This window comes from Streptomyces sp. NPDC006339 (assembly GCF_040612775.1).
GTDB lineage: Bacteria > Actinomycetota > Actinomycetes > Streptomycetales > Streptomycetaceae > Streptomyces.
In genome coordinates this window covers 17,688-34,378 of the sequence record NZ_JBEXQW010000036.1, presented here as the reverse complement: position 1 = coordinate 34,378, position 16,691 = coordinate 17,688, and the positions used below count along the sequence as shown (strand labels likewise).

At 74.7% G+C, this 16,691-nt stretch carries 18 protein-coding genes; 13 read left to right on the top strand and 5 right to left on the bottom strand.

Annotated features, from left to right (window positions below):
* Positions 1 to 132 precede the first annotated feature (132 nt).
* Positions 133 to 2,091: an FAD-dependent oxidoreductase gene (locus tag ABZ135_RS26570; RefSeq protein WP_356698852.1), complete on the top strand. Its 1,959-nt coding sequence runs from the start codon at positions 133 to 135 to the stop codon at positions 2,089 to 2,091.
* Positions 2,092 to 2,709: 618 nt separating this feature from the next.
* Here the strand turns inward: ABZ135_RS26570 and ABZ135_RS26565 are convergent.
* Positions 2,710 to 2,973, bottom strand: a complete 264-nt coding sequence (locus ABZ135_RS26565; RefSeq protein ID WP_356698850.1) for a hypothetical protein — start codon at positions 2,971 to 2,973, stop codon at positions 2,710 to 2,712.
* Between the two features lie 120 nt (positions 2,974 to 3,093).
* Here ABZ135_RS26565 and ABZ135_RS26560 point away from each other — a divergent pair, with 120 nt between their 5' ends.
* Genes ABZ135_RS26560 through ABZ135_RS26550 form a run of 3 tightly spaced genes read left to right on the top strand, consistent with a single transcriptional unit; the run spans position 3,094 to position 5,646 of the window.
* Positions 3,094 to 4,368: a hypothetical protein gene (locus ABZ135_RS26560; RefSeq protein WP_356698848.1), complete on the top strand. Its 1,275-nt coding sequence runs from the start codon at positions 3,094 to 3,096 to the stop codon at positions 4,366 to 4,368.
* Between the two features lie 31 nt (positions 4,369 to 4,399).
* Positions 4,400 to 5,005 carry a carbonic anhydrase gene (locus ABZ135_RS26555; protein ID WP_356698846.1) on the top strand — a complete coding sequence of 202 codons (606 nt, stop codon included), beginning with the start codon at positions 4,400 to 4,402 and terminating at the stop codon, positions 5,003 to 5,005.
* Complete coding sequence (locus tag ABZ135_RS26550) at positions 5,002 to 5,646, top strand: L-threonylcarbamoyladenylate synthase (protein WP_356698844.1); 645 nt, start codon at positions 5,002 to 5,004, stop codon at positions 5,644 to 5,646. Before ABZ135_RS26555 ends, ABZ135_RS26550 begins: the two co-directional genes overlap by 4 nt.
* Before the next feature lie 60 nt (positions 5,647 to 5,706).
* Here ABZ135_RS26550 and ABZ135_RS26545 read toward each other — a convergent pair whose 3' ends face one another.
* Positions 5,707 to 6,258 (bottom strand): phosphatase PAP2 family protein, encoded by a 552-nt coding sequence (locus tag ABZ135_RS26545; protein WP_356698842.1) that lies wholly within the window; start codon positions 6,256 to 6,258, stop codon positions 5,707 to 5,709.
* 230 nt (positions 6,259 to 6,488) lie between these two features.
* Between ABZ135_RS26545 and ABZ135_RS26540 the strand changes: the two genes are divergently transcribed.
* The 8 genes from ABZ135_RS26540 (at position 6,489) to ABZ135_RS26505 (ending at position 13,511) form a co-directional block, all read left to right on the top strand.
* On the top strand, positions 6,489 to 6,899 hold the full coding sequence (locus ABZ135_RS26540; protein WP_356698841.1) for an excalibur calcium-binding protein: 411 nt from the start codon (positions 6,489 to 6,491) through the stop codon (positions 6,897 to 6,899).
* A 309-nt stretch (positions 6,900 to 7,208) separates the two neighbouring features.
* Positions 7,209 to 8,156, top strand: a complete 948-nt coding sequence (locus tag ABZ135_RS26535) for a ketoacyl-ACP synthase III (protein ID WP_356698839.1) — start codon at positions 7,209 to 7,211, stop codon at positions 8,154 to 8,156.
* Entirely contained in the window at positions 8,153 to 8,893 is a 741-nt protein-coding gene (locus ABZ135_RS26530; RefSeq protein ID WP_356698837.1) for a glycosyltransferase family A protein, read from the top strand. Before ABZ135_RS26535 ends, ABZ135_RS26530 begins: the two co-directional genes overlap by 4 nt.
* A complete protein-coding gene (locus ABZ135_RS26525) occupies positions 8,893 to 10,431 on the top strand; it encodes a class I adenylate-forming enzyme family protein (RefSeq protein WP_356698835.1) in 1,539 nt (512 codons plus the stop codon). Before ABZ135_RS26530 ends, ABZ135_RS26525 begins: the two co-directional genes overlap by 1 nt.
* Before the next feature lie 403 nt (positions 10,432 to 10,834).
* On the top strand, positions 10,835 to 11,998 hold the full coding sequence (locus ABZ135_RS26520) for a cytochrome P450 (protein ID WP_356698834.1): 1,164 nt from the start codon (positions 10,835 to 10,837) through the stop codon (positions 11,996 to 11,998).
* Positions 11,995 to 12,936, top strand: coding sequence for an NAD(P)-dependent oxidoreductase (locus ABZ135_RS26515; protein WP_356698832.1), 942 nt, complete (start codon positions 11,995 to 11,997; stop codon positions 12,934 to 12,936). The genes ABZ135_RS26520 and ABZ135_RS26515 overlap by 4 nt, the downstream gene beginning before the upstream one ends.
* Before the next feature lie 81 nt (positions 12,937 to 13,017).
* Positions 13,018 to 13,194, top strand: a complete 177-nt coding sequence (locus ABZ135_RS26510; protein ID WP_356698831.1) for a hypothetical protein — start codon at positions 13,018 to 13,020, stop codon at positions 13,192 to 13,194.
* Positions 13,173 to 13,511, top strand: a complete 339-nt coding sequence (locus ABZ135_RS26505) for a hypothetical protein (RefSeq protein ID WP_356698829.1) — start codon at positions 13,173 to 13,175, stop codon at positions 13,509 to 13,511. Before ABZ135_RS26510 ends, ABZ135_RS26505 begins: the two co-directional genes overlap by 22 nt.
* A 29-nt stretch (positions 13,512 to 13,540) precedes the next feature.
* On the opposite strand, the gene ABZ135_RS26500 is transcribed toward ABZ135_RS26505, so the two are convergent.
* Together ABZ135_RS26500 and ABZ135_RS26495 are read right to left on the bottom strand one after the other, a co-directional pair.
* Positions 13,541 to 14,005: a hypothetical protein gene (locus ABZ135_RS26500; RefSeq protein WP_356698827.1), complete on the bottom strand. Its 465-nt coding sequence runs from the start codon at positions 14,003 to 14,005 to the stop codon at positions 13,541 to 13,543.
* Between the two features lie 133 nt (positions 14,006 to 14,138).
* Positions 14,139 to 14,885 (bottom strand): hypothetical protein, encoded by a 747-nt coding sequence (locus ABZ135_RS26495; RefSeq protein ID WP_356698825.1) that lies wholly within the window; start codon positions 14,883 to 14,885, stop codon positions 14,139 to 14,141.
* Between ABZ135_RS26495 and ABZ135_RS26490 the strand changes: the two genes are divergently transcribed.
* Positions 14,884 to 15,723 carry a BRCT domain-containing protein gene (locus ABZ135_RS26490; RefSeq protein WP_356698824.1) on the top strand — a complete coding sequence of 280 codons (840 nt, stop codon included), beginning with the start codon at positions 14,884 to 14,886 and terminating at the stop codon, positions 15,721 to 15,723. The two genes, ABZ135_RS26495 and ABZ135_RS26490, sit on opposite strands and share 2 nt — an antisense overlap.
* Positions 15,724 to 15,750: 27 nt before the next feature.
* On the opposite strand, the gene ABZ135_RS26485 is transcribed toward ABZ135_RS26490, so the two are convergent.
* The gene (locus tag ABZ135_RS26485) at positions 15,751 to 16,665 is read right to left on the bottom strand and encodes a hypothetical protein (protein WP_356698822.1); all 915 of its coding nucleotides are present in this window, start codon (positions 16,663 to 16,665) and stop codon (positions 15,751 to 15,753) included.
* Positions 16,666 to 16,691 lie beyond the last annotated feature (26 nt).

The window sequence follows — 16,691 nt, the reverse complement described above, 5'->3', positions numbered from 1 at the left end:
GATCCGGGTCCGGCCCTGCCCGCCCCTCCCTCGGCCCCGAGGTTCTGACGCCCCGACGCCCTGACGCCTTGACGCCTGACGGCCTTCCGTCCTGACGCCCTGACGCCCTGACACCCTGAGAAAGGACCTGTGATGGCGACGGCACCACGCTTCCCCCGCCTGCTCGCTCCCCTGCGCATCGGCGGCGTGACGCTGCCCAACCGGATCGTGTCCTCAGGCCACGACACGGTCCTCGCGGAGGACGGGGCCGTGACAGACGACCTGATCGCCTATCACGAGGCGCGTGCGGCGGGCGGCGTCGGCCTGATCGTGCTCCAGGTCTCCGGCGTGCACGAGTCCGCGCGCTACACCACGCACGTCCTGATGGCCACGGACGACTCCTGCGTCCCCGGTTACGCCCGGCTCGCGCGGGCGGTCCACCGGCACGGTACGAAGGTGTTCGGCCAGCTCTTCCACCCGGGGCGGGAGATCCTGGAGTCCGCCGACGGCACCGCGCCCGTGGCGTGGGCCCCTTCGGCCGTCCCGAGCGAGCGCTTCCACGTGATGCCGCGGGCGATGACCGAGCGCGAGATCCAGGAGGTCGTCGACGGCTACGGCCGGGCGGCCCGGCGGCTGCGCGAGGCGGGCCTCGACGGCGTGGAGGTCGTCGCCAGCCACGGCTATCTGCCGGCGCAGTTCCTCAGCCCGCACGTCAACGTCCGTACCGACGGTTGGGGCGGCGACCCGGAGCGCCGGCTGCGCTTCCTGCGCGAGGCCCTGCGCAGTGCCCGGGAGCAGGCGGGGCCCGGCTTCGTCGTGGGCCTGCGCGTCTCGGGCGACGAACTGAGCCATGACGGCCTGGACACCGAGCTCGTCCTGAGGACCGTCGCCCGGCTCGACGGCGAGGGACTGCTCGACTACGTGTCGGTGTGCGCGGGCAGTTCGTCCAGCCTGTCCGGCGCCCAGCACATCGCCCCGCCGATGGCGCGTCCCGCCGGGTACACGGCGCCGCTCGCCGCGCGCGTCCGGGCCGTGGTCTCCGTTCCGGTGATGGTGGCGGGCCGCATCAACCAGCCGCAGGAGGCCGAGCAGATCATCGTCGCCGGGCAGGCCGACGCCTGCGCCATGACCAGGGCCCTGATCTGCGATCCCGAGCTGCCGGCCAAGACGGCCGGCGGGCGCGCCGAGGAGATCCGGGCGTGTGTCGGCTGCAACCAGGCGTGCATCGGCCACTTCCAGCTCGGCCACCCCATCTCCTGCATCCAGCACCCGGAGACCGGGCGGGAGCGCCGCTTCGTGCCGCTGCCGCCGGTGACGCGGCGCCGGAGGGTCCTGGTCGTCGGTGGCGGTCCGGCCGGTCTGAAGGCCGCGGCGGTCGCGGCCGGGCGCGGTCACGACGTGGAACTGCACGAGGCCGGCCGACGGGTCGGGGGCCAGGTGCTGCTGGCGGAACTGCTCCCGGGGAGGGCGGAGTTCGGCGGGGTGATCACCAATCTGGAGGGCGAGGCGCGCCGTGCGGGGGTCCGGATCCTGACCGGCTCGCGGATCGACGCCACGGCTCTCGCCGCCGCCTCCCCCGACGCCGTCCTCCTCGCGACGGGCGCGGTGCCCCGCCGGCCTCCGCTGGAGCTGATGGACGACCCGGTGGTCCTGGACTCGTGGGCGGTGATCCGCGGCGCGGAGGTGCCGCGCGGCCGGATCGTGGTGGCGGACTGGCGCGGCGACTGGATCGGCCTGGGCGTCGCACTTCTGCTCGCGGGCCGGGGCCGGAAGGTGACCCTGTGCGTGACGGGCTTCGCGGCCGGCGAGCACCTTCAGCAGTACGTACGGGCGGGGATGCTGGCCGAGGCGGCACGCGCCCGGATCGAGATCGTCCCCAACGTCCGGCTGTACGGCGCCGATCCGGACACCGTCTACCTCCAGCACACCCTGACCGAGGAACCGGTGCTCGTGGAGGACGCCGCCGCCGTCGTCCTGGCCCAGGGCCACACCCCGGTCACCGACCTCACGCCCCCGACCCCGCACCTGGTCCTGTCGGTCGGGGACTGCGTCAGCCCGCGCACGGTCGAGGAAGCGGTCCTGGAGGGCCTGACCGCGGCGGCGTCGCTCTAGGGCGCGGCCAAGCGGTTCGCACGGGCGGTCACCCGGGCTGCGGCGCGAGGTGCGGGCGGTCGCGGGCGCCGCGGCGCCCGGTGTCGAGCCGAGCGTCGAGGAGCGCACCGACGACCGGCGCACGGTGAGCGGCATGATGGGCAAGCGGTTCCGGCTGTCGCTGCACCTGCCGACCACACGCGCCAGCGCCGCCTTCCGCGCCCTGGGCTGGCGTACGGAGACCCTCCGGGTCCTGAAGGCGTCACGGGACGACGGCCTCGATGCGACCGTCCTCCGCGCGGGCCGCGCCCTCCGCATCTCGGCCTCCACACCCGTCCTATGGATCCGCTCCCACTGGCAACGCCCACCGACACCGCAGTGCAGCCCGGTCACACGCTGTGCGTCACGTGCGAGGCTGGGGCTCCTGCCCCACCTGCGAGGGCCTGGGCTTCGTGCACGGCCGGCCCTGCCCGGAGTGCGACCTGGGCATGGACTGCCCGGACTGCCAAGACACCGGCCGACAGCCCGCGCCGGGCGCGGACGAGAGCCACTGAGGAGCGGACGCGCGACACGGCCCGGGTGGCCGCTGCCCTCGAGGCCGCCGGGTGGCGGCTACCGGGCGCCGGATACCACCGCTCGCTATCTCCCGGTGACGCGGATTCTCAGCTCGTAGGGCCTCCCGCTGCTGATGGCCTCCGCCTGGTCGGCCAGGTCGGACGAGGTGAAGCCGAGGAGTGCCCGTTCCGCCGCCGCGCGCAGCAGGGGCACGATCGTCGCCGCCGGGCGGCCCCGGTGGGAGAGGGCGAGCTCGGCGAAAGCCTGCTGGTAGGGGACGTCGTACGCACTCGCGGGGTCCGCGAGAAGGTGGTCGAGGTGCTGCCGGTCCACACTGAGCTCACCCATGACGGCTCCCTTGCTCCGGTGGGCCGGGTACGTCCCGGCCCCGTGTCTTCGACGCTAAGGGGAGGGTCTGACAGTGTCCGTCCCGCCGGCCGCCGGCGCCCCGCCGCTAGGCTGCCGACCATGATCGTTCCGGTTCCCCCCGACCCGTACCCGGCGCCCGACCCCGACCCCGACCCCGCCGTGCCGCCGCCGCTCACTCTCGACGCCGCGAAGGCCCTTCAGGGGATGCTGGGCGCCGAGATCGGGCCGGGGCTCGGCGAGCGGGAGCTCGACGGGGTCGAGGCGCGGTTCGGGTTCACGTTCGCGGCGGATCACCGGACGTTCCTCGCCGCCGGGCTGCCGCTGGGCTCGCCGAGCTGGCCGGACTGGCGGAACGGCGACCCGGAGGACCTGGCCCGGCGGCTGGCGCGGCCGGTGGAGGGGGTGCTCTTCGACGTGGAGCACAACCGCTTCTGGCATCCCCGCTGGAGCCCGAGGCCCACGGGAACGGCCGAGGCCGTGCGGGTCGCGCGGGCCGAGCTGGCGACCGTCCCGCAGCTCGTCCCCGTCTACGGCCATCGCTATCTGCCCGGCACGGCGGGCGCGTGGGGCCACCCCGTGCTGTCCGTCCACCAGACCGACATCATCCTCTACGGGAACGATCTCGCCGACTACGTCCGGCGCGAGTTCACCGGCCGTTCGAGCAGCCTCTTCGCACGGGCGACCGTCGGCTTCTGGTCGTACTTCGTCGGGAGCGGTCCGAGTATCGACGTCACCGCGCCCACGCCGTACCGGCCGTACGCCGTCACCGCGCCGGAGGCGGTCGAGCAGCTACGGATCTTGGCGCTGGAGCGACTGCTCGGCCGGCGGCACCACCCGGAGCAGTTGATCGAGGCGGGGCTGACCGCTCTGGTGCTCGACGTCGAGTCGGAGTCGCTGCCGCTGCTCGCCGGTCTGACGCGCGCCGAACACGGCGAGGCGGAGGCGCTGTTCCGTCGGGTCCTGACGGAGCTGGGCCTGGCCCCGGAGACGGGTACCGGAGCGGTCACCGAGGCGTCGGCGCGCTGGGAGCTCGTCCGCTGGTGGCTCCGGCTGGCCGTGAACGGCGCCCTGACTCCCGCCGCCGGCGGTGACCTGATCACGTACGAGGGCTGGGAACCCCTGGGCCGGCCGCCGGCGCTCCGGCCGCTCGTCGACCTCGTGGAGGCGTATCACGTGGCGTCCGACGGGGCCGGGACGGAGGCAGCGGGGAGCGGGACGCGCGAGCGGGCCGCCGCGGCGATCGTCGCGGAGGCCGAGGCACTCCTCGCGGGCCCCTGGCCACCGCCGACCACAACCACGCCTACGCCCACGCCCACGGCCACCGCCCGGTCGGCGGGCCGGACGGCGGCGCGGAAGCGGCAAGCACTAGGGTGAGGGCATGCCTAGAACTTCTCCTTCTGTCGCTATGGAAGCCCTTCTCTCCGGCAACCGGCGTTTCGTGTCGGGCACGCCGGAGCACCCCAACCAGGATGCCGCGCGCCGCAAGGAGTTGGCGCCGGGGCAGGAGCCGTTCGCGGTGATCGTGGGCTGCTCCGACTCCCGTCTCGCGGCCGAGATCATCTTCGACCAGGGGCTCGGGGACCTGTTCGTGGTCCGGACCGCCGGTCACGTCGTCGGCCCCGAGGTGCTCGGCAGTGTCGAGTACGCGACCAGCGTCCTCGGGGCGCGCCTGGTCGTCGTGCTCGGGCACGACTCCTGCGGCGCGGTCGCCGCCGCCCGCGCGGCGGTGGAGGACGGCTTCGCGGCGGGCGGCTTCGTACGGGATGTGGTGGAGCGCGTGACGCCCAGCATCCTGGCGGCGCGCTCCGCCGGTCTCACCGCCGACAGCGACATCATCGACGAGCACATCCGGCACACCGTGGACCACCTGGTCGACCGTTCGCGGCTGCTGTCGAAGCAGGTCGAGGCCGGCGAGGTCGCCGTCGTCGGACTCGGCTACGCCCTCGCCGAGGGCAACGCCCGCGTCGTGACCACGCGCGGCGAGGTCCCGGAGGGGGCCCCGGCGTCGTGACGCTACGCTTCGACTGCTCCGACCCGTCCGCCCGTGCGGAGGGGCTGCGGGAGGCGACCGCCGCCGTACGGAAGGGCCGGCTCGTGGTCGTACCGACCGACACCGTCTACGGGGTCGCGGCCGACGCCTTCGACCCGGCGGCGGTGGCGGGGCTCCTCGCGGCGAAGGGCCGGGGGCGGCAGAAGCCGTCTCCCGTGCTCGTGGACTCCGCCGAGGCGCTGGACGGCCTGACGGAGGAACTTCCGGACGCGGCCCGGGCGTTGATCGACGCCTTCTGGCCGGGCGGGCTGACCCTGGTGGTCAGGCACCGGGCCTCGCTGGCCTGGGACCTGGGCGAGACCGGCGGCACGGTCGCGATCCGCATGCCCGACCATCCGCTCACGCTCGACCTCCTGGCCGCGACGGGACCGCTGGCGGTGTCCAGCGCGAACCTGACCGACCACCCGTCGCCGCAGGACTGCGACGCGGCGCAGGGCATGCTGGGCGACTCGGTCGACGTCTACCTCGACGGGGGCCGCACGGCCGGCGGGGTCTCGTCGTCGATCGTGGACCTCAGCGGGCCGGTGCCGGTCCTCGTCCGTGACGGGGTGCTGTCGGTGGAGCGCCTGCGGGCCGTCGTGCCCGACCTGGTCATGCGATAGGCGCGAGGCGCGACCACGCCCGCGAGCGGCCACGGCTGACCGCCCCCGACCAGGGGGCGGTCAGCGCAGGTACGCGAGTCGCGCGAGGCGCGGCGCGCGGCGGACCAGCCAGGCGCTGAGCAGTCCGAGGACCGCTCCCGCGGCCACGTCGCTGGTGTAGTGCGCGCCGCTCTGCACGCGCTCGACCGCCACCAGTGCGGCGGGTACGGCGCACGCGGCCCCGGCGGCCGGCCAGGTCGGCGCCACCGCGGCCGTGAAGGCCACCGCCGCCGCCGTATGCCCGGACGGGAACGACGAGGTGTCGGGACGGTCGTCCACCTCGTCGTGCGGAAACCACTCCTTCGGCGGCCGGGGCCGGTCGGCCATCTGCTTCCCGAGACCGTTGGACACGACCTGCGCCACCACCAGGGCCGCCAGGCCCGCCCCGGCCGCCTTCCGCCCGCGCCACCCGCCCCACCACGCCATCGCGACCGCGGCACCGCACCACAGCTTCGTACTCTCGGCGGCCTCCTCGACCCCCGAGAGCACCCTGCCGACGGCGGGCGGAATCCGGGCCGCCGCCCGCTGACTCAGCACCCGGTCGACCTCACGCACCCATGCCACCACGCTCATGGCCTGCACGTATCCCGAATCACCCCCTCTCATGCCCACCGCCTCCCCCGCCCGCGCCGCCCCCGGCGACGCGTCCGGCTTCCCCGGTGGGGCGAGCGGGCGCGGCGATTACTCACCGTGAGGAACGTCACCCGTTCGGGCTCGCGCCGAGTGCCCGCTCCGAGGCCGTTTCCTACGGTGAGTCCGTCGGTTGTCCCGCCCTGAGGAGGATCTGGATGCACAGCCGCACCGTGATCGCCAGCATAGCCCTGGGCGTTCTCTCCGCCGCCCCGCTCACCGGCGTCGCACACGCCCAGGATCTCAACTGCGAGAATTTCCTCTACCAGGAGGACGCCCAGGCCGAATTCGACCGGGACCCGAGCGACCCGCACGGGCTGGACGAGGACCAGGGCCCGGACGACGGCATCGCGTGCGAAGTACTGCCGCGACGCTCGACCACCGGAACGGTGCGGCCGGCGCCCACCGCCACGGGTGGCACCGTGACGCAGCCCGTGAACCCGGCCATGCCCACCCGCGGCACCCAGGCCGGGGTGGGTGGGGCGTCCGGCATCAGCGACCTCAGCACGGGAATCGGCCTCGCTCTGGCGCTCGGGGCGACCACGGCCGGCGGCTATGTCGTCGTCCGCCGCCGCCGGGCCTGACCCCCACTCACCGCGCCCGTACCACTCGCAGTACGGGCGCGCCGCCGCGCCGTCGAGGGTGAGCCCGCGCTCGTCCTCGACGGTCGCGCTCGTCCTCGACGGTCGCGCGGCGGGATCGACGGCCCTGCCGGCCGGTCGCTGTCCCTGACATGGGGCGGTGGATCACCCAGGCCGGTTGAGTACGCGTGCTCAGGCGCGGCGTCCCGGTCCGCTCGTAGCGTCCGGGGCATGCACATAGACCACGCTGCCCGCGGCCCCCTGGGTCGGGCGGGTATCACCGCGGTGGCCTCCTGCCTGCCGGAGCGAGAAGTGACGTCCCGGCAGGTGCAGGAGCGGATCGCCGCGGCCTCCGGGATGGCCCTGCCGGCGCGGATGCTCGAACGGGTCACCGGGATCGCCTCGCGCCGGGCGGTGGCGGAGGGCGAGTACGCCTCCACGCTCGCGGTGCGGGCCGGCCGCACGGCCCTGGAGCGGGCCGGGCTCACCCCGTACGACGTGGACCTGCTCGTCTTCGCGTCCGCGACACGGGACGTGGTGGAGCCGGCGACCGCGCACATCGTCCAGGCGGAACTGGGCTCCCGGGCCCACGCGTTGGACGTGACCAACGCGTGCAACAGCTTCGTCAACGGCATCGACACGGCGCGGGCGATGATCCTCGCCGGCCGCGCCCGCCGGGCCCTCGTCGTCACCGGCGAGACACCGAGCCGCGCCGTACGGCACGAGCCGTCCGGACCCGACCAGTTGCGGGACGGGTTCGCCGGCTACACCTTCGGCGACGCCGGTGCCGCGGTCGTCGTGGAGGCGGTGGAGCGGGGCGGCATCCTCGACGTGGACACCGAGACCCACTCGGAGCACTGGTCGGTCGGCGGCATCTTCGGCGGCGGTTCGCGCCACCCCCGCGGGGACGAGCACACCTACTTCCACGGCGACGGCGGCGAGTTGCGCGAGGTGTTCGAGAAGGTCGGCACGTCGGTGCTCGACCGGATGCGGCAGCGCACCGGCCTCGCGTGGGACGACTTCCGGCACATCCTGGTGCACCAGGTCACCCTGCCGTACCTGGAGCGGTTCGTGGAGCTCACCGGTGTCCCCCGGGACCGGCTCGTCGTCACCGTCCCGGAGCTCGGCAACATGGCCAGCGCCACGCTGGGCGTCCAGCTCGACCGCGTCCACGACGGGCTGCGGAGCGGCGACCGGGTCCTGTTCGTGGGCCTCGGCGGCGGCGTGAGCATCATGACGATGGTGTGGGAGAAGGCATGAGCGCCCTGTGGGTGGTGGTGCCGGCCCACCAGGAGGCCGCGCGCATCGGCGCCACGCTGGAAGCGCTCGCGGCCCAGCGCGACCGCGACTTCACCCTCGTCGTCGTGGACAACGCCTCCACCGACGGCACCGCCGCGATCGCGCACGACTTCGCCCGCCGCGCGCCCTTCCCCGTCCATGTCCTCGACGAGCCGGAGAAGGGCGTGGGCTGCGCCGTGGACACCGGCTTCCGCTACGCGATCGGGCACGGCGCGACATGGCTGGCCCGCACCGACGCCGACTGCCTGCCGCACCCCGGCTGGACGGCCGGCGCCCGCGACGCCCTGCACCGGGGCGCCGGCCTCGTGTGCGGACGCATCGACGCGCGCCGCGACGAGCACGGGCCGCTCGGGCGGGCCGCCTTCCGCGCCCTGGTCCGGATCGCCGCGTTCTTCGGCCGGATCCGGCCCGCCCACCACCGCCGCCACGGCTACCTCACCCCGTACCGGATGCACGCCGGCAACAACATGGCCGTCACCGCCGCCCTGTACGAGGCCGTCGGCGGCATGCCGCGCCGCCCGTCGCCCACCGACCGGCTCTTCCTCAACCGGGTACGCCGCCACACCACCGCCATCGTCCACGCCCGCGACATGGTCGTGGAGAACTCCACCCGGCGCCTGCGCGCGTACGGGGTCGTCGGCACCGCCCGCTGGTACCTGGACAAGGGCCCGGGCCGTCAAGGGGAGGACCCGCGCTGATGCTCGACGCACTCGCCCACGCCCTGCGCGCCCGCCCCGAGCTGCCCGCCGTCCTCGGCACCACCCGCACCGGAGCCGTACGCGTCAAGGCGGCCCGCGGGGACCTGGCCGCCCTCGCCGACCGCTGGACCGCCGCCCTGCACCGGCGGGGCATCGGGCGCGGCTCCACCGTCGGCGTCGCCGTGCGCCCCGGGCCCCGGGCGCTCGCCGTGATGCTGGCCGTGCACCGGCTCGGCGCCCGGGCGGCGGTCCTCGACCCGGGCGCCGGACCGGACGTGCTGCGGGCCCGGCTCGCCCTCGCCCGGCCCGACCTCGTCCTCGCCGACGCCACCGCCCAGGCCGTCGCCGGCTGGGCCCGGCCGCTCGCCCGCCGGGCCCGCCTGGCTCTGCCGGACCTCGCCGAGCTCGGCCCGGTCGTCACGGTCGGGCCCCGACTGCCCGGCTGCGCCCCCGCCCTGGACACCGGCGTCCGCACCACGGGCCTGCCGCGCCCGGTGGACGAGGACGGCGACTCGGTCATCGTGTTCACCTCGGGCACCACCTCGCGGCCCCGGGCGGTGGTGCACACCCGCTCCTCGCTCGCCGCCGGCATGGCCACGGTGGCCGAGCTCGTACGGCCCGAGGCCGGCCGGCCCGTCCTCGGCGGCACGTTCTTCGTCCTCCTGCCCTCCCTCGCGAGCGGGGCGCCGGTGGCGCTGCCCGCCCGCTCCCCGCGCGTCCTGGCCCGGCAGATCCGCCGGCTCGCCCCGCAGGCCACCTACCTGACACCGCCACAGTTGCGGCGGCTGCTGTCGGCGGGCGGCCGGTTCACGGGGCGGGTGTGGACGGGTTCGGCCCCCGCGAGCGCCGACCTGCTCACGCGCGTCAAGCAGGCGGGCGCGGACGAGGCGTGGGGGGTGTACGCGCTGACCGAACTCTTCCCCGCCGCCGCCGTGGAACAGGCCGACAAGGCCGCCTTCACCGGCGACGGCGACCTGGCGGGCTCTCCCCTGCCGGGCGTCACGGCCACGACGGACGCCTCCGGCCAACTGCTCCTGTCCGGCGCCGCCGCCCGCCACCGCTACCTCGGCGAGGAACCGGACCCGTGGGTCGCCACCGGTGACCGCGCCCGCCTCGACGGCGGCGGCCGCATCGTCCTGGAGGGCCGCGCCAAGGACATGGTGCTGCGCCGCGCGGAGAACATCTACCCCGGCCTGTACGAGCCCGCGCTGCACGTGCCGGGCGTCGAACTCGCCCTGCTGGTCGGTGTGCCCGCCGACGACGGCGACGAACGCCTCGTCGCCGTCGTCCAGCCGCGACAGGGTGCCGACCATGACGCCCTGCGGGCCGCGCTGACCGGCCCGCTGGACCGCATGGGCTCCGCCCGGCCGGACGCGCTGCTCCTTGCCGACATCCCCCTGTCCGGACGGTCCCTCAAGCCGGACCGCGCCGCCACCTCCCGCCTGGCCACCGAGCGGCTGGCCGCCATCCGTCCGGCCGCCCCGCGCCGTGCCGCCGGCCGGCTCGCGGGGCGCGGCGCGGAAGGGGGCCGGGGGTGACCGCGCCGGCCGGTGCGGTGCTGCGGGCCGGTGGACCGGTGCAGGCCCGTGCGCTGCTGCGGGCCGGAGTGCCACTGCCGGCCGGAGGGCCGGCGTGGGCCGGAGTCCCGCTGCGGGCCGGTGGACCGGCGTACGGCGAGGCGGCCGGCGCCCCGGTTCCCCTCCCCGCGGTCGGCGCGCGGACGCGCCCGCACGTCGGCCCTGAGTCGGAGCGGGACATCGCCGCCGCATGCATCCGTGTCCGCTACGGCATCGGGCGCGGCACTCGGCAGATGCCGTGCCCTGTCTACGGGTTCGCCCGCACCGCCCCGCGCCCGCTGCGGCCCTGTGACACCAGCCGGACACACCCCCGATGCGACGACCGCCGCCATCAGCCCACCGACCCCACTGAAGGGCACGTCCGTTGACCGACTCCCTGCCCACGCCCACCCCGGTGGCCGCGCCCACGGCCGCCGCGACGGCTCGCGCCCGGCGCCGTGACCGGCGGGTGTACACCCGCTCCCACCCCGTGCTCTTCGGTCTGCTGGCCGCGACGCGCCGGCGGCCGGTGGCCCGGATCGGCGGCGCCGTGCTGGTGCACGGCACCGAGCCGTACCGGCAGGCCCTCGCCCGCGTCCCGCTCGACCGCACCGCGGCGGGCACCACGGGTGGCGCCGCGCGCGAACTGTCGGTCGGGGGCGCGCTGTTCGACCAGGAGGGCGCGGGCCACCGCGACGCGCGGCGGGCGGTCGCCGAGGACCTCGGGGCGGCCGGGGTGGAGCGCCTGCGCCCGGTGTGGCGGGAGGTCCTGGCCCGCCGTACGGCGCCGCTCGCCGCCGGGCACACGGTGGACCTCGTCCCGCTGGCCCGCGAACTGGCCGGGGCCACCGTCCGCGCGCTCCTCGGCACCACCGCCCCTTCCGAGCACATCGCCGAGGCGGCCGCGTGCGCGGCGGCCGCCGCCGTGCGCGACCATCTGCCGGGCCCGCGGCCGCCCGGTGCCGCTCGGGCGGCGGCCGCGGCGGCGGCGCGGCTGGAGGAACTGCTCGCCACGGCAGACCCCGGCGATCGGGCGGAACCGGCCCTGCGGGCCATGCTCGCGGTCGCCGCCGTCAACACCACGGTGGCGGCGCTGCCGCGCGCCGTCGCCTGGTGCGCCGACGCGCGGCTGTGGGGCCAGGCGGCCGACGACCGGCTGCGGCCCGTCCTGGTCGGCGAGTTGCTGCGGGTGATCGCCCCTTCGCCGCTGCTGCCGCGCGTGGCGGCGGCCGACGCGGAACTGGACGGCTGTCCCGTACGGGCCGGGGACCGTCTGATCCTCGTGGCGCGGCACGCGGCCCGCGCCCACAGCGACCCGCCGGACGCCCACCGCCCCGCTCCGCCCGGCGAGGCCCGGCTCGTCTTCGGCGCGGGCAGCCACGCCTGTCCCGGCGCCCGCCTGGCCCTCGCCCAACTCGACGATCTGCTCGCCGTGTTGGCCCCGTACCGTCCCACCGTCGTGCGCGCCCGGGTCGACCGGGGCGCGGCCCTTCCCGGCTGGCGTTCCCTGGCCATAAGGGCGGCCCGGCTGTCCCCGGAGGACCGATGACCACGGTCGCCGTCACAGGGGCGAGCGGCTTCTGCGGCTCCCATGTCGCCGCCGCGGCCGCCGCCCGGGGCGCCGAGGTGCTGTGCGTCGGGCGCCGCCCCGGGCCGGTCGGCCGGCACGTCCCCTGGGACGCCGCCCGCGAGGTGCCGGACCTGTCCGGGGCGGACGTGGTCGTGCACTGCGCGGCGGCGGTGGGTGACCCGGTGCCCGGTTCGCGCGCCGAGGCCGCGATGCGTGCCGTCAACGTCGACGGCACGGCGCGGCTCCTCGAGGCCGCCGCGGGCCGGCCGGTGGTGTGGGTGAGCAGTGCCAGTGTGTACGCGCCCGGGCGCGGGCGTTCGCGTATCACCGAGGACCATCCGGTGCGGGGGCACCTGAACGCGTACGGCCGGACCAAGGCCGCCGGTGAGGCGCTGGCGCTCGCCGCGGGTGCCGTGGTGCTGCGGCCGAGGGCGGTGTACGGGGCCGGGGATCCGCATCTGGTGCCCCGGCTGCTGTCGCGCGTGCGCCGCGGACTGCTCCTGCTGCCGGGGCCCAGCGTGCGGCTCAGCCTGACGGCCGTGGAGAACCTGGCCGACGCCTGTCTCGGGGCGGCCGACTGGCCCCCGGGCGCGTACAACATCGCCGACCCGGCACCGTACGACCGGGACGAGGCGATACGGACGGTGCTGCGCGCCCACGGCGTACGGGCCCGCGTCGGGCATCTTCCACTCCCGGCCGCCCGCGCCGCGGCGAGCGCCGCCCAGGCCCTGGCCAGGTTGCGCCCGCAGACCGAGCCGGCGCTCACCCCTTACGCCGTGCAGCAGCTCGCGCACCCGGTCGTCCTGGACGTCGCCAAGGCCGAGGCGCAGGGGTGGAGCGCGCGCCGGACGCTGCTGGACTACGCGCATGCGACGGCGACAGCGGCCGGCGGCGCGAGCGGGGCCGGGACTGTGTGACGCCGCCGGAGCGGCGTCTGCGAGGGGGCGCATGCGGACGGGTGGAGTCCGATTGTCAGACCCCCGCGCCATGATCACTCCATGACGACTGCCGCACCCGCCCTCTCGCTCACCGACCGCGCCGCGTACGACCTCGCGGTCGAGCAGGCCCTCGCCGCCGCAGCGGCGTACTACGCCGATGGGGACACCGTTCTCGACGACGCCTCCAAGGTCGGGACACTCGCAAGAAGCGGACGATGTTGGATGGCTCCACGGTGACACGAAAGCGGGAACAGAAGATGCGGCCTTCCTGCGGCATGCCCCAAGGCATCGTCCTGCTGTCGACGCCGGAAGGCTGGTGCCACAGTGTCCTCACCGTGGAAGACGGAATGCTCTGCGGGCGCCTCGCGGACGTGCCGATCAATGCCGACCCGGCCGAGGCGCGGACCGCCGCGGCCGCCATGGTCGTGGCACTCGCCCACGACTTTCACGAAGCCGACGTCGAAGTGACGTGGGATTCACCCCGGGAACCCTGGTCCTGGACCGACCAGGTGACCCCCGTGGCGGGTAGCAAGAGCGCCCAGCCGAACTCCTGACGTTCAGCGACAAGCTCAGGCCGGACCGACTACACCCGTTCCTGGTACACCCTGATCTCGGCTGGTTCAAGTGTCTTGATGGCGTTCCAGGCTGCCCGTTCTGTCAGGCTTCGGGACCACCCTTCGAGGTCTTCTCCGGCATCGTGGAAAAACCATGAGTCGAAGCTGCCCAGGACCTCCAGGGCGGGAGCGGGTGCGTATCGAAGCTCGCAGTGGACCTGCACGTAATGGTCGTGCTCACCGTCGCTGTCGGAGATCGCAAACTGTCGGACCAGGTCCAGCGTGAACAATCGAGGGCCGTCGAACGAGTAGGTTCCGTATTGGAACAGGAGGCCGTCAGCGTCAGGGGTGTTGGAGACGTCGAACAGCCGTCGGCCGAAACGGAGAAACGCGAGCCACGCTTCTTCCGTAGTCAGGTCGGCAAGCATGTGCCGGTCAGCTCTCAGCTCTCTCTCGAGCAGACCCTCGGCCTCTGCCAGCGCTCTCCGTGCCATATCCAACCTCCTCGTCAGCAACGGGCGGAGCTCCGCGTACGCGACTCGGCCGGCCTCCTGGCCAGAGCATTGCCTTCATGGCTTCCGGTCTGCAAGGAACCGAGCTTCTCTCTTACTTCCGATTCGCCCTGGCCTACCACAGGATGGGGCGATTGGCTGATGTGTATTCGTCTGCGATGTTGAACACGCTGGCACAGTGAGGGCATTCCGCCTTGCCGAAGAGGTGGGCGATTCCGTTGGCGAGTGGCTCGTGCCCGTCGCGGACGGCAGTCTCGTACATCCAGCGCCCGACGCCGGAAAGTTCCTCGGAGGAAGCCGGTCGTAGGCCACGACGGGCCACGTCGCCCAGGTTCCAGTCCCGGATCGCTGAATAGCGCCCGTGGTCCCCGATGGCGATCGTCACTTCCACGGCGCAGTTGGGGCAGGCCAGGTGGTAGAAGTCGTCCGTGAAGTCCCCCAGGACGGCACTCCAGTGATACTCCTCCATGGCCGCGAGCGAATCGCGGAAGACCGTGAGGTAGTCGACCGGCTGCGATTGCAGGTGCCGGTCCAGCAGCTTGCGGAACTCCGCGATCTCGTCGGCGCAGTCCGCCAGCAGATCGTCGCAGCCGTGGTGCCCTGCCGCGCGTCGCAGGATCGCTCCCGCCAGTCCACGCGCCGGTGCGCTCGTGGAGGCAAGACGTATAAGACGCGACAGTGCGGCAAAGCTGGCGGGGAAGACCAGGTCGTGTTCGAGGATCAGCCGGTATCCCAGCTCCTCCCATGTCTCGGCGTCGTCCTCGACCTCCACCCGTTCCAGAAGTGCCGGGACACGGTCGACGTCCCCGTAGCAGTCGTGCATCTGTGTCCGGTTCACCACCTGAGCATTAAAGCGCTCCATGGCAGCCGGAGTGAGCGACATCGTCCTGCCCGAGGTCTGCCCCGGGTGCGGCGGGGACATCGACATGTCCGGTGAGCGGTGGGAGTGCGCGGGCGGGGCGAGCGGCGGGTGCGGGAAGCTGCCGTCCCTGAAGTACGCCGTGGGCCGCGACCAGCTCGACATCGACGGTCTGGGCCTGACCTACCTGGAGGCGCTCGTCGAGGCCGGCCTGGTCGCCGACGTCGCCGACCTGTTCTTCCTCACCAGGGAGCAGCTCGCCGGGGCGACGGGCAGCGACAAGCGCGCCGACTCGCTTCTGGCCCGGCTCGCGGAGGCCAGGAAGCAGCCGCTGAACCGCGTGTTCTGCGCGCTGGGCGTGATACGGACCGGCCGCACGCTCTCGCGGGAGATCGCCCGCCACTTCGGCACGATGGACGCCATCCGGGCCGCCACGCCGGAGGAGTTGGCGGAGGTGAACAAGCTTCCGGCGGCCAACGCCCCGAAGATCGCGGCGCACATCGCCGCGCTGGGCCCGGTCATCGACAAGCTGGCCGAGGCCGGGGTGAACATGGTCGAGCCCGGCGCAGGCGAGGTGGGCCCGGAGAGCAGGCCGCTGGCGGGCGAGTCGGTCGTCGTCACGGGCGGCATGCACGGCCCGCTGGCCGGGCGCAACCGCAACGAGATGAACGAGCTGATCGAGCGTGCCGGCGGCAAGGCGTCCGGCACGGTGTCGAAGAAGACGACCCTGCTCGTCGCGGGTGAGGGCGCCGGGGCGAAGCTGGCCAAGGCGGAGCAGCTCGGCACGCGGGTGCTCACGGAGGACGAGTTCGCCGCCCTGATCGCCGACCACCTGGCCTGAGACGCCCGCAGGCGCCCCGGGCTCCGGTCAGTACAGCGGAGTCTGGGGCAGGTGGTGGTCCGGCCAGAAGGGGTCGTGCGGGGGCGGCGGGGGCGGGGCGGTCCGGGCTTGCGCGGCGGCGTCGGCGAGGCGGCTCGGCCATTCCGCCGCCCACATCAGGGCGGCCGTCCCGACGAGGGGCCAGAAGCCGTCGACGTGGAGCAGGCCCGTGAGCCACACGATGAGCCAGAGCACCAGCGCGTTGACCGACACGAGGATCAGCGACGCCACTCCCGGCACGGGCAGCGTCAGGGTCAGCCGGAAGCGCAGATGGAACAGGGCGGCGACGACGGCGAGGGTCAGCCATCGCGTCCCCGTCGCCGCCACGCCGTCCAGCCACGCCGCCGCGAGCGCCAGACCCGCGAGGCAGAGGACGAAGCCGGCCAGCGCCCGCAGCGCCCCGGGGCGGCGGCGCTTCACCGGCACGGCGAGCACGAGCAGCAGCACCGTGTCCACGGCGACGACGACGAGCCCGGCCGTGAGCAGGGTCCTGAGCCCGCCGTCGAGTGCGACGTCCCGTCCGAGCCGGGCCCCGAGCTCCGCCCCGGCCCACAGGCCGGCGGGCCCCACCACCATCAGCACGAGGGCCGACAGGACCATGCCGAGGCCGACGTGGAGGAAGTGCCGGCGCATCGGCGCGAAGAACTCCCGGTCGGAGCTGCCCCAGTCGGGCTCCTCCACCATGCGCCGCTGGTTCCGGACCACGGCCCGCCCGAGCGTCCGCGTGAAGGGCCAGGGCACGAGCAGGACGGCGGCGGTGAACACGGCGGCGAGCACCACCACGGTCCCCGCCCGCTCGGCCCCGGCGCCGCCGACCCGTAACCCCGCCACGACCTCGGAGGCCACCCACACGCCGCCGGTCACCGTCACCAGCCTTCTGAGGACCCGCCCCGCCGTCTTCATGGATCCAGCATCCCGCCCGGCCCTCC

Coding starts and splice junctions, on each gene's coding strand:
- ABZ135_RS26570 (WP_356698852.1), top strand. CDS start 133: ATGGCGACGGCACCACGCTTCCCCCGCCTGCTCGCTCCCCTGCGCATC.
- ABZ135_RS26565 (WP_356698850.1), bottom strand. CDS start 2,973: ATGGGTGAGCTCAGTGTGGACCGGCAGCACCTCGACCACCTTCTCGCG.
- ABZ135_RS26560 (WP_356698848.1), top strand. CDS start 3,094: ATGATCGTTCCGGTTCCCCCCGACCCGTACCCGGCGCCCGACCCCGAC.
- ABZ135_RS26555 (WP_356698846.1), top strand. CDS start 4,400: ATGGAAGCCCTTCTCTCCGGCAACCGGCGTTTCGTGTCGGGCACGCCG.
- ABZ135_RS26545 (WP_356698842.1), bottom strand. CDS start 6,258: ATGAGCGTGGTGGCATGGGTGCGTGAGGTCGACCGGGTGCTGAGTCAG.
- ABZ135_RS26530 (WP_356698837.1), top strand. CDS start 8,153: ATGAGCGCCCTGTGGGTGGTGGTGCCGGCCCACCAGGAGGCCGCGCGC.
- ABZ135_RS26525 (WP_356698835.1), top strand. CDS start 8,893: ATGCTCGACGCACTCGCCCACGCCCTGCGCGCCCGCCCCGAGCTGCCC.
- ABZ135_RS26515 (WP_356698832.1), top strand. CDS start 11,995: ATGACCACGGTCGCCGTCACAGGGGCGAGCGGCTTCTGCGGCTCCCAT.
- ABZ135_RS26510 (WP_356698831.1), top strand. CDS start 13,018: ATGACGACTGCCGCACCCGCCCTCTCGCTCACCGACCGCGCCGCGTAC.
- ABZ135_RS26505 (WP_356698829.1), top strand. CDS start 13,173: ATGTTGGATGGCTCCACGGTGACACGAAAGCGGGAACAGAAGATGCGG.
- ABZ135_RS26500 (WP_356698827.1), bottom strand. CDS start 14,005: ATGGCACGGAGAGCGCTGGCAGAGGCCGAGGGTCTGCTCGAGAGAGAG.
- ABZ135_RS26490 (WP_356698824.1), top strand. CDS start 14,884: ATGGCAGCCGGAGTGAGCGACATCGTCCTGCCCGAGGTCTGCCCCGGG.
- ABZ135_RS26495 (WP_356698825.1), bottom strand. CDS start 14,885: ATGGAGCGCTTTAATGCTCAGGTGGTGAACCGGACACAGATGCACGAC.
- ABZ135_RS26485 (WP_356698822.1), bottom strand. CDS start 16,665: ATGAAGACGGCGGGGCGGGTCCTCAGAAGGCTGGTGACGGTGACCGGC.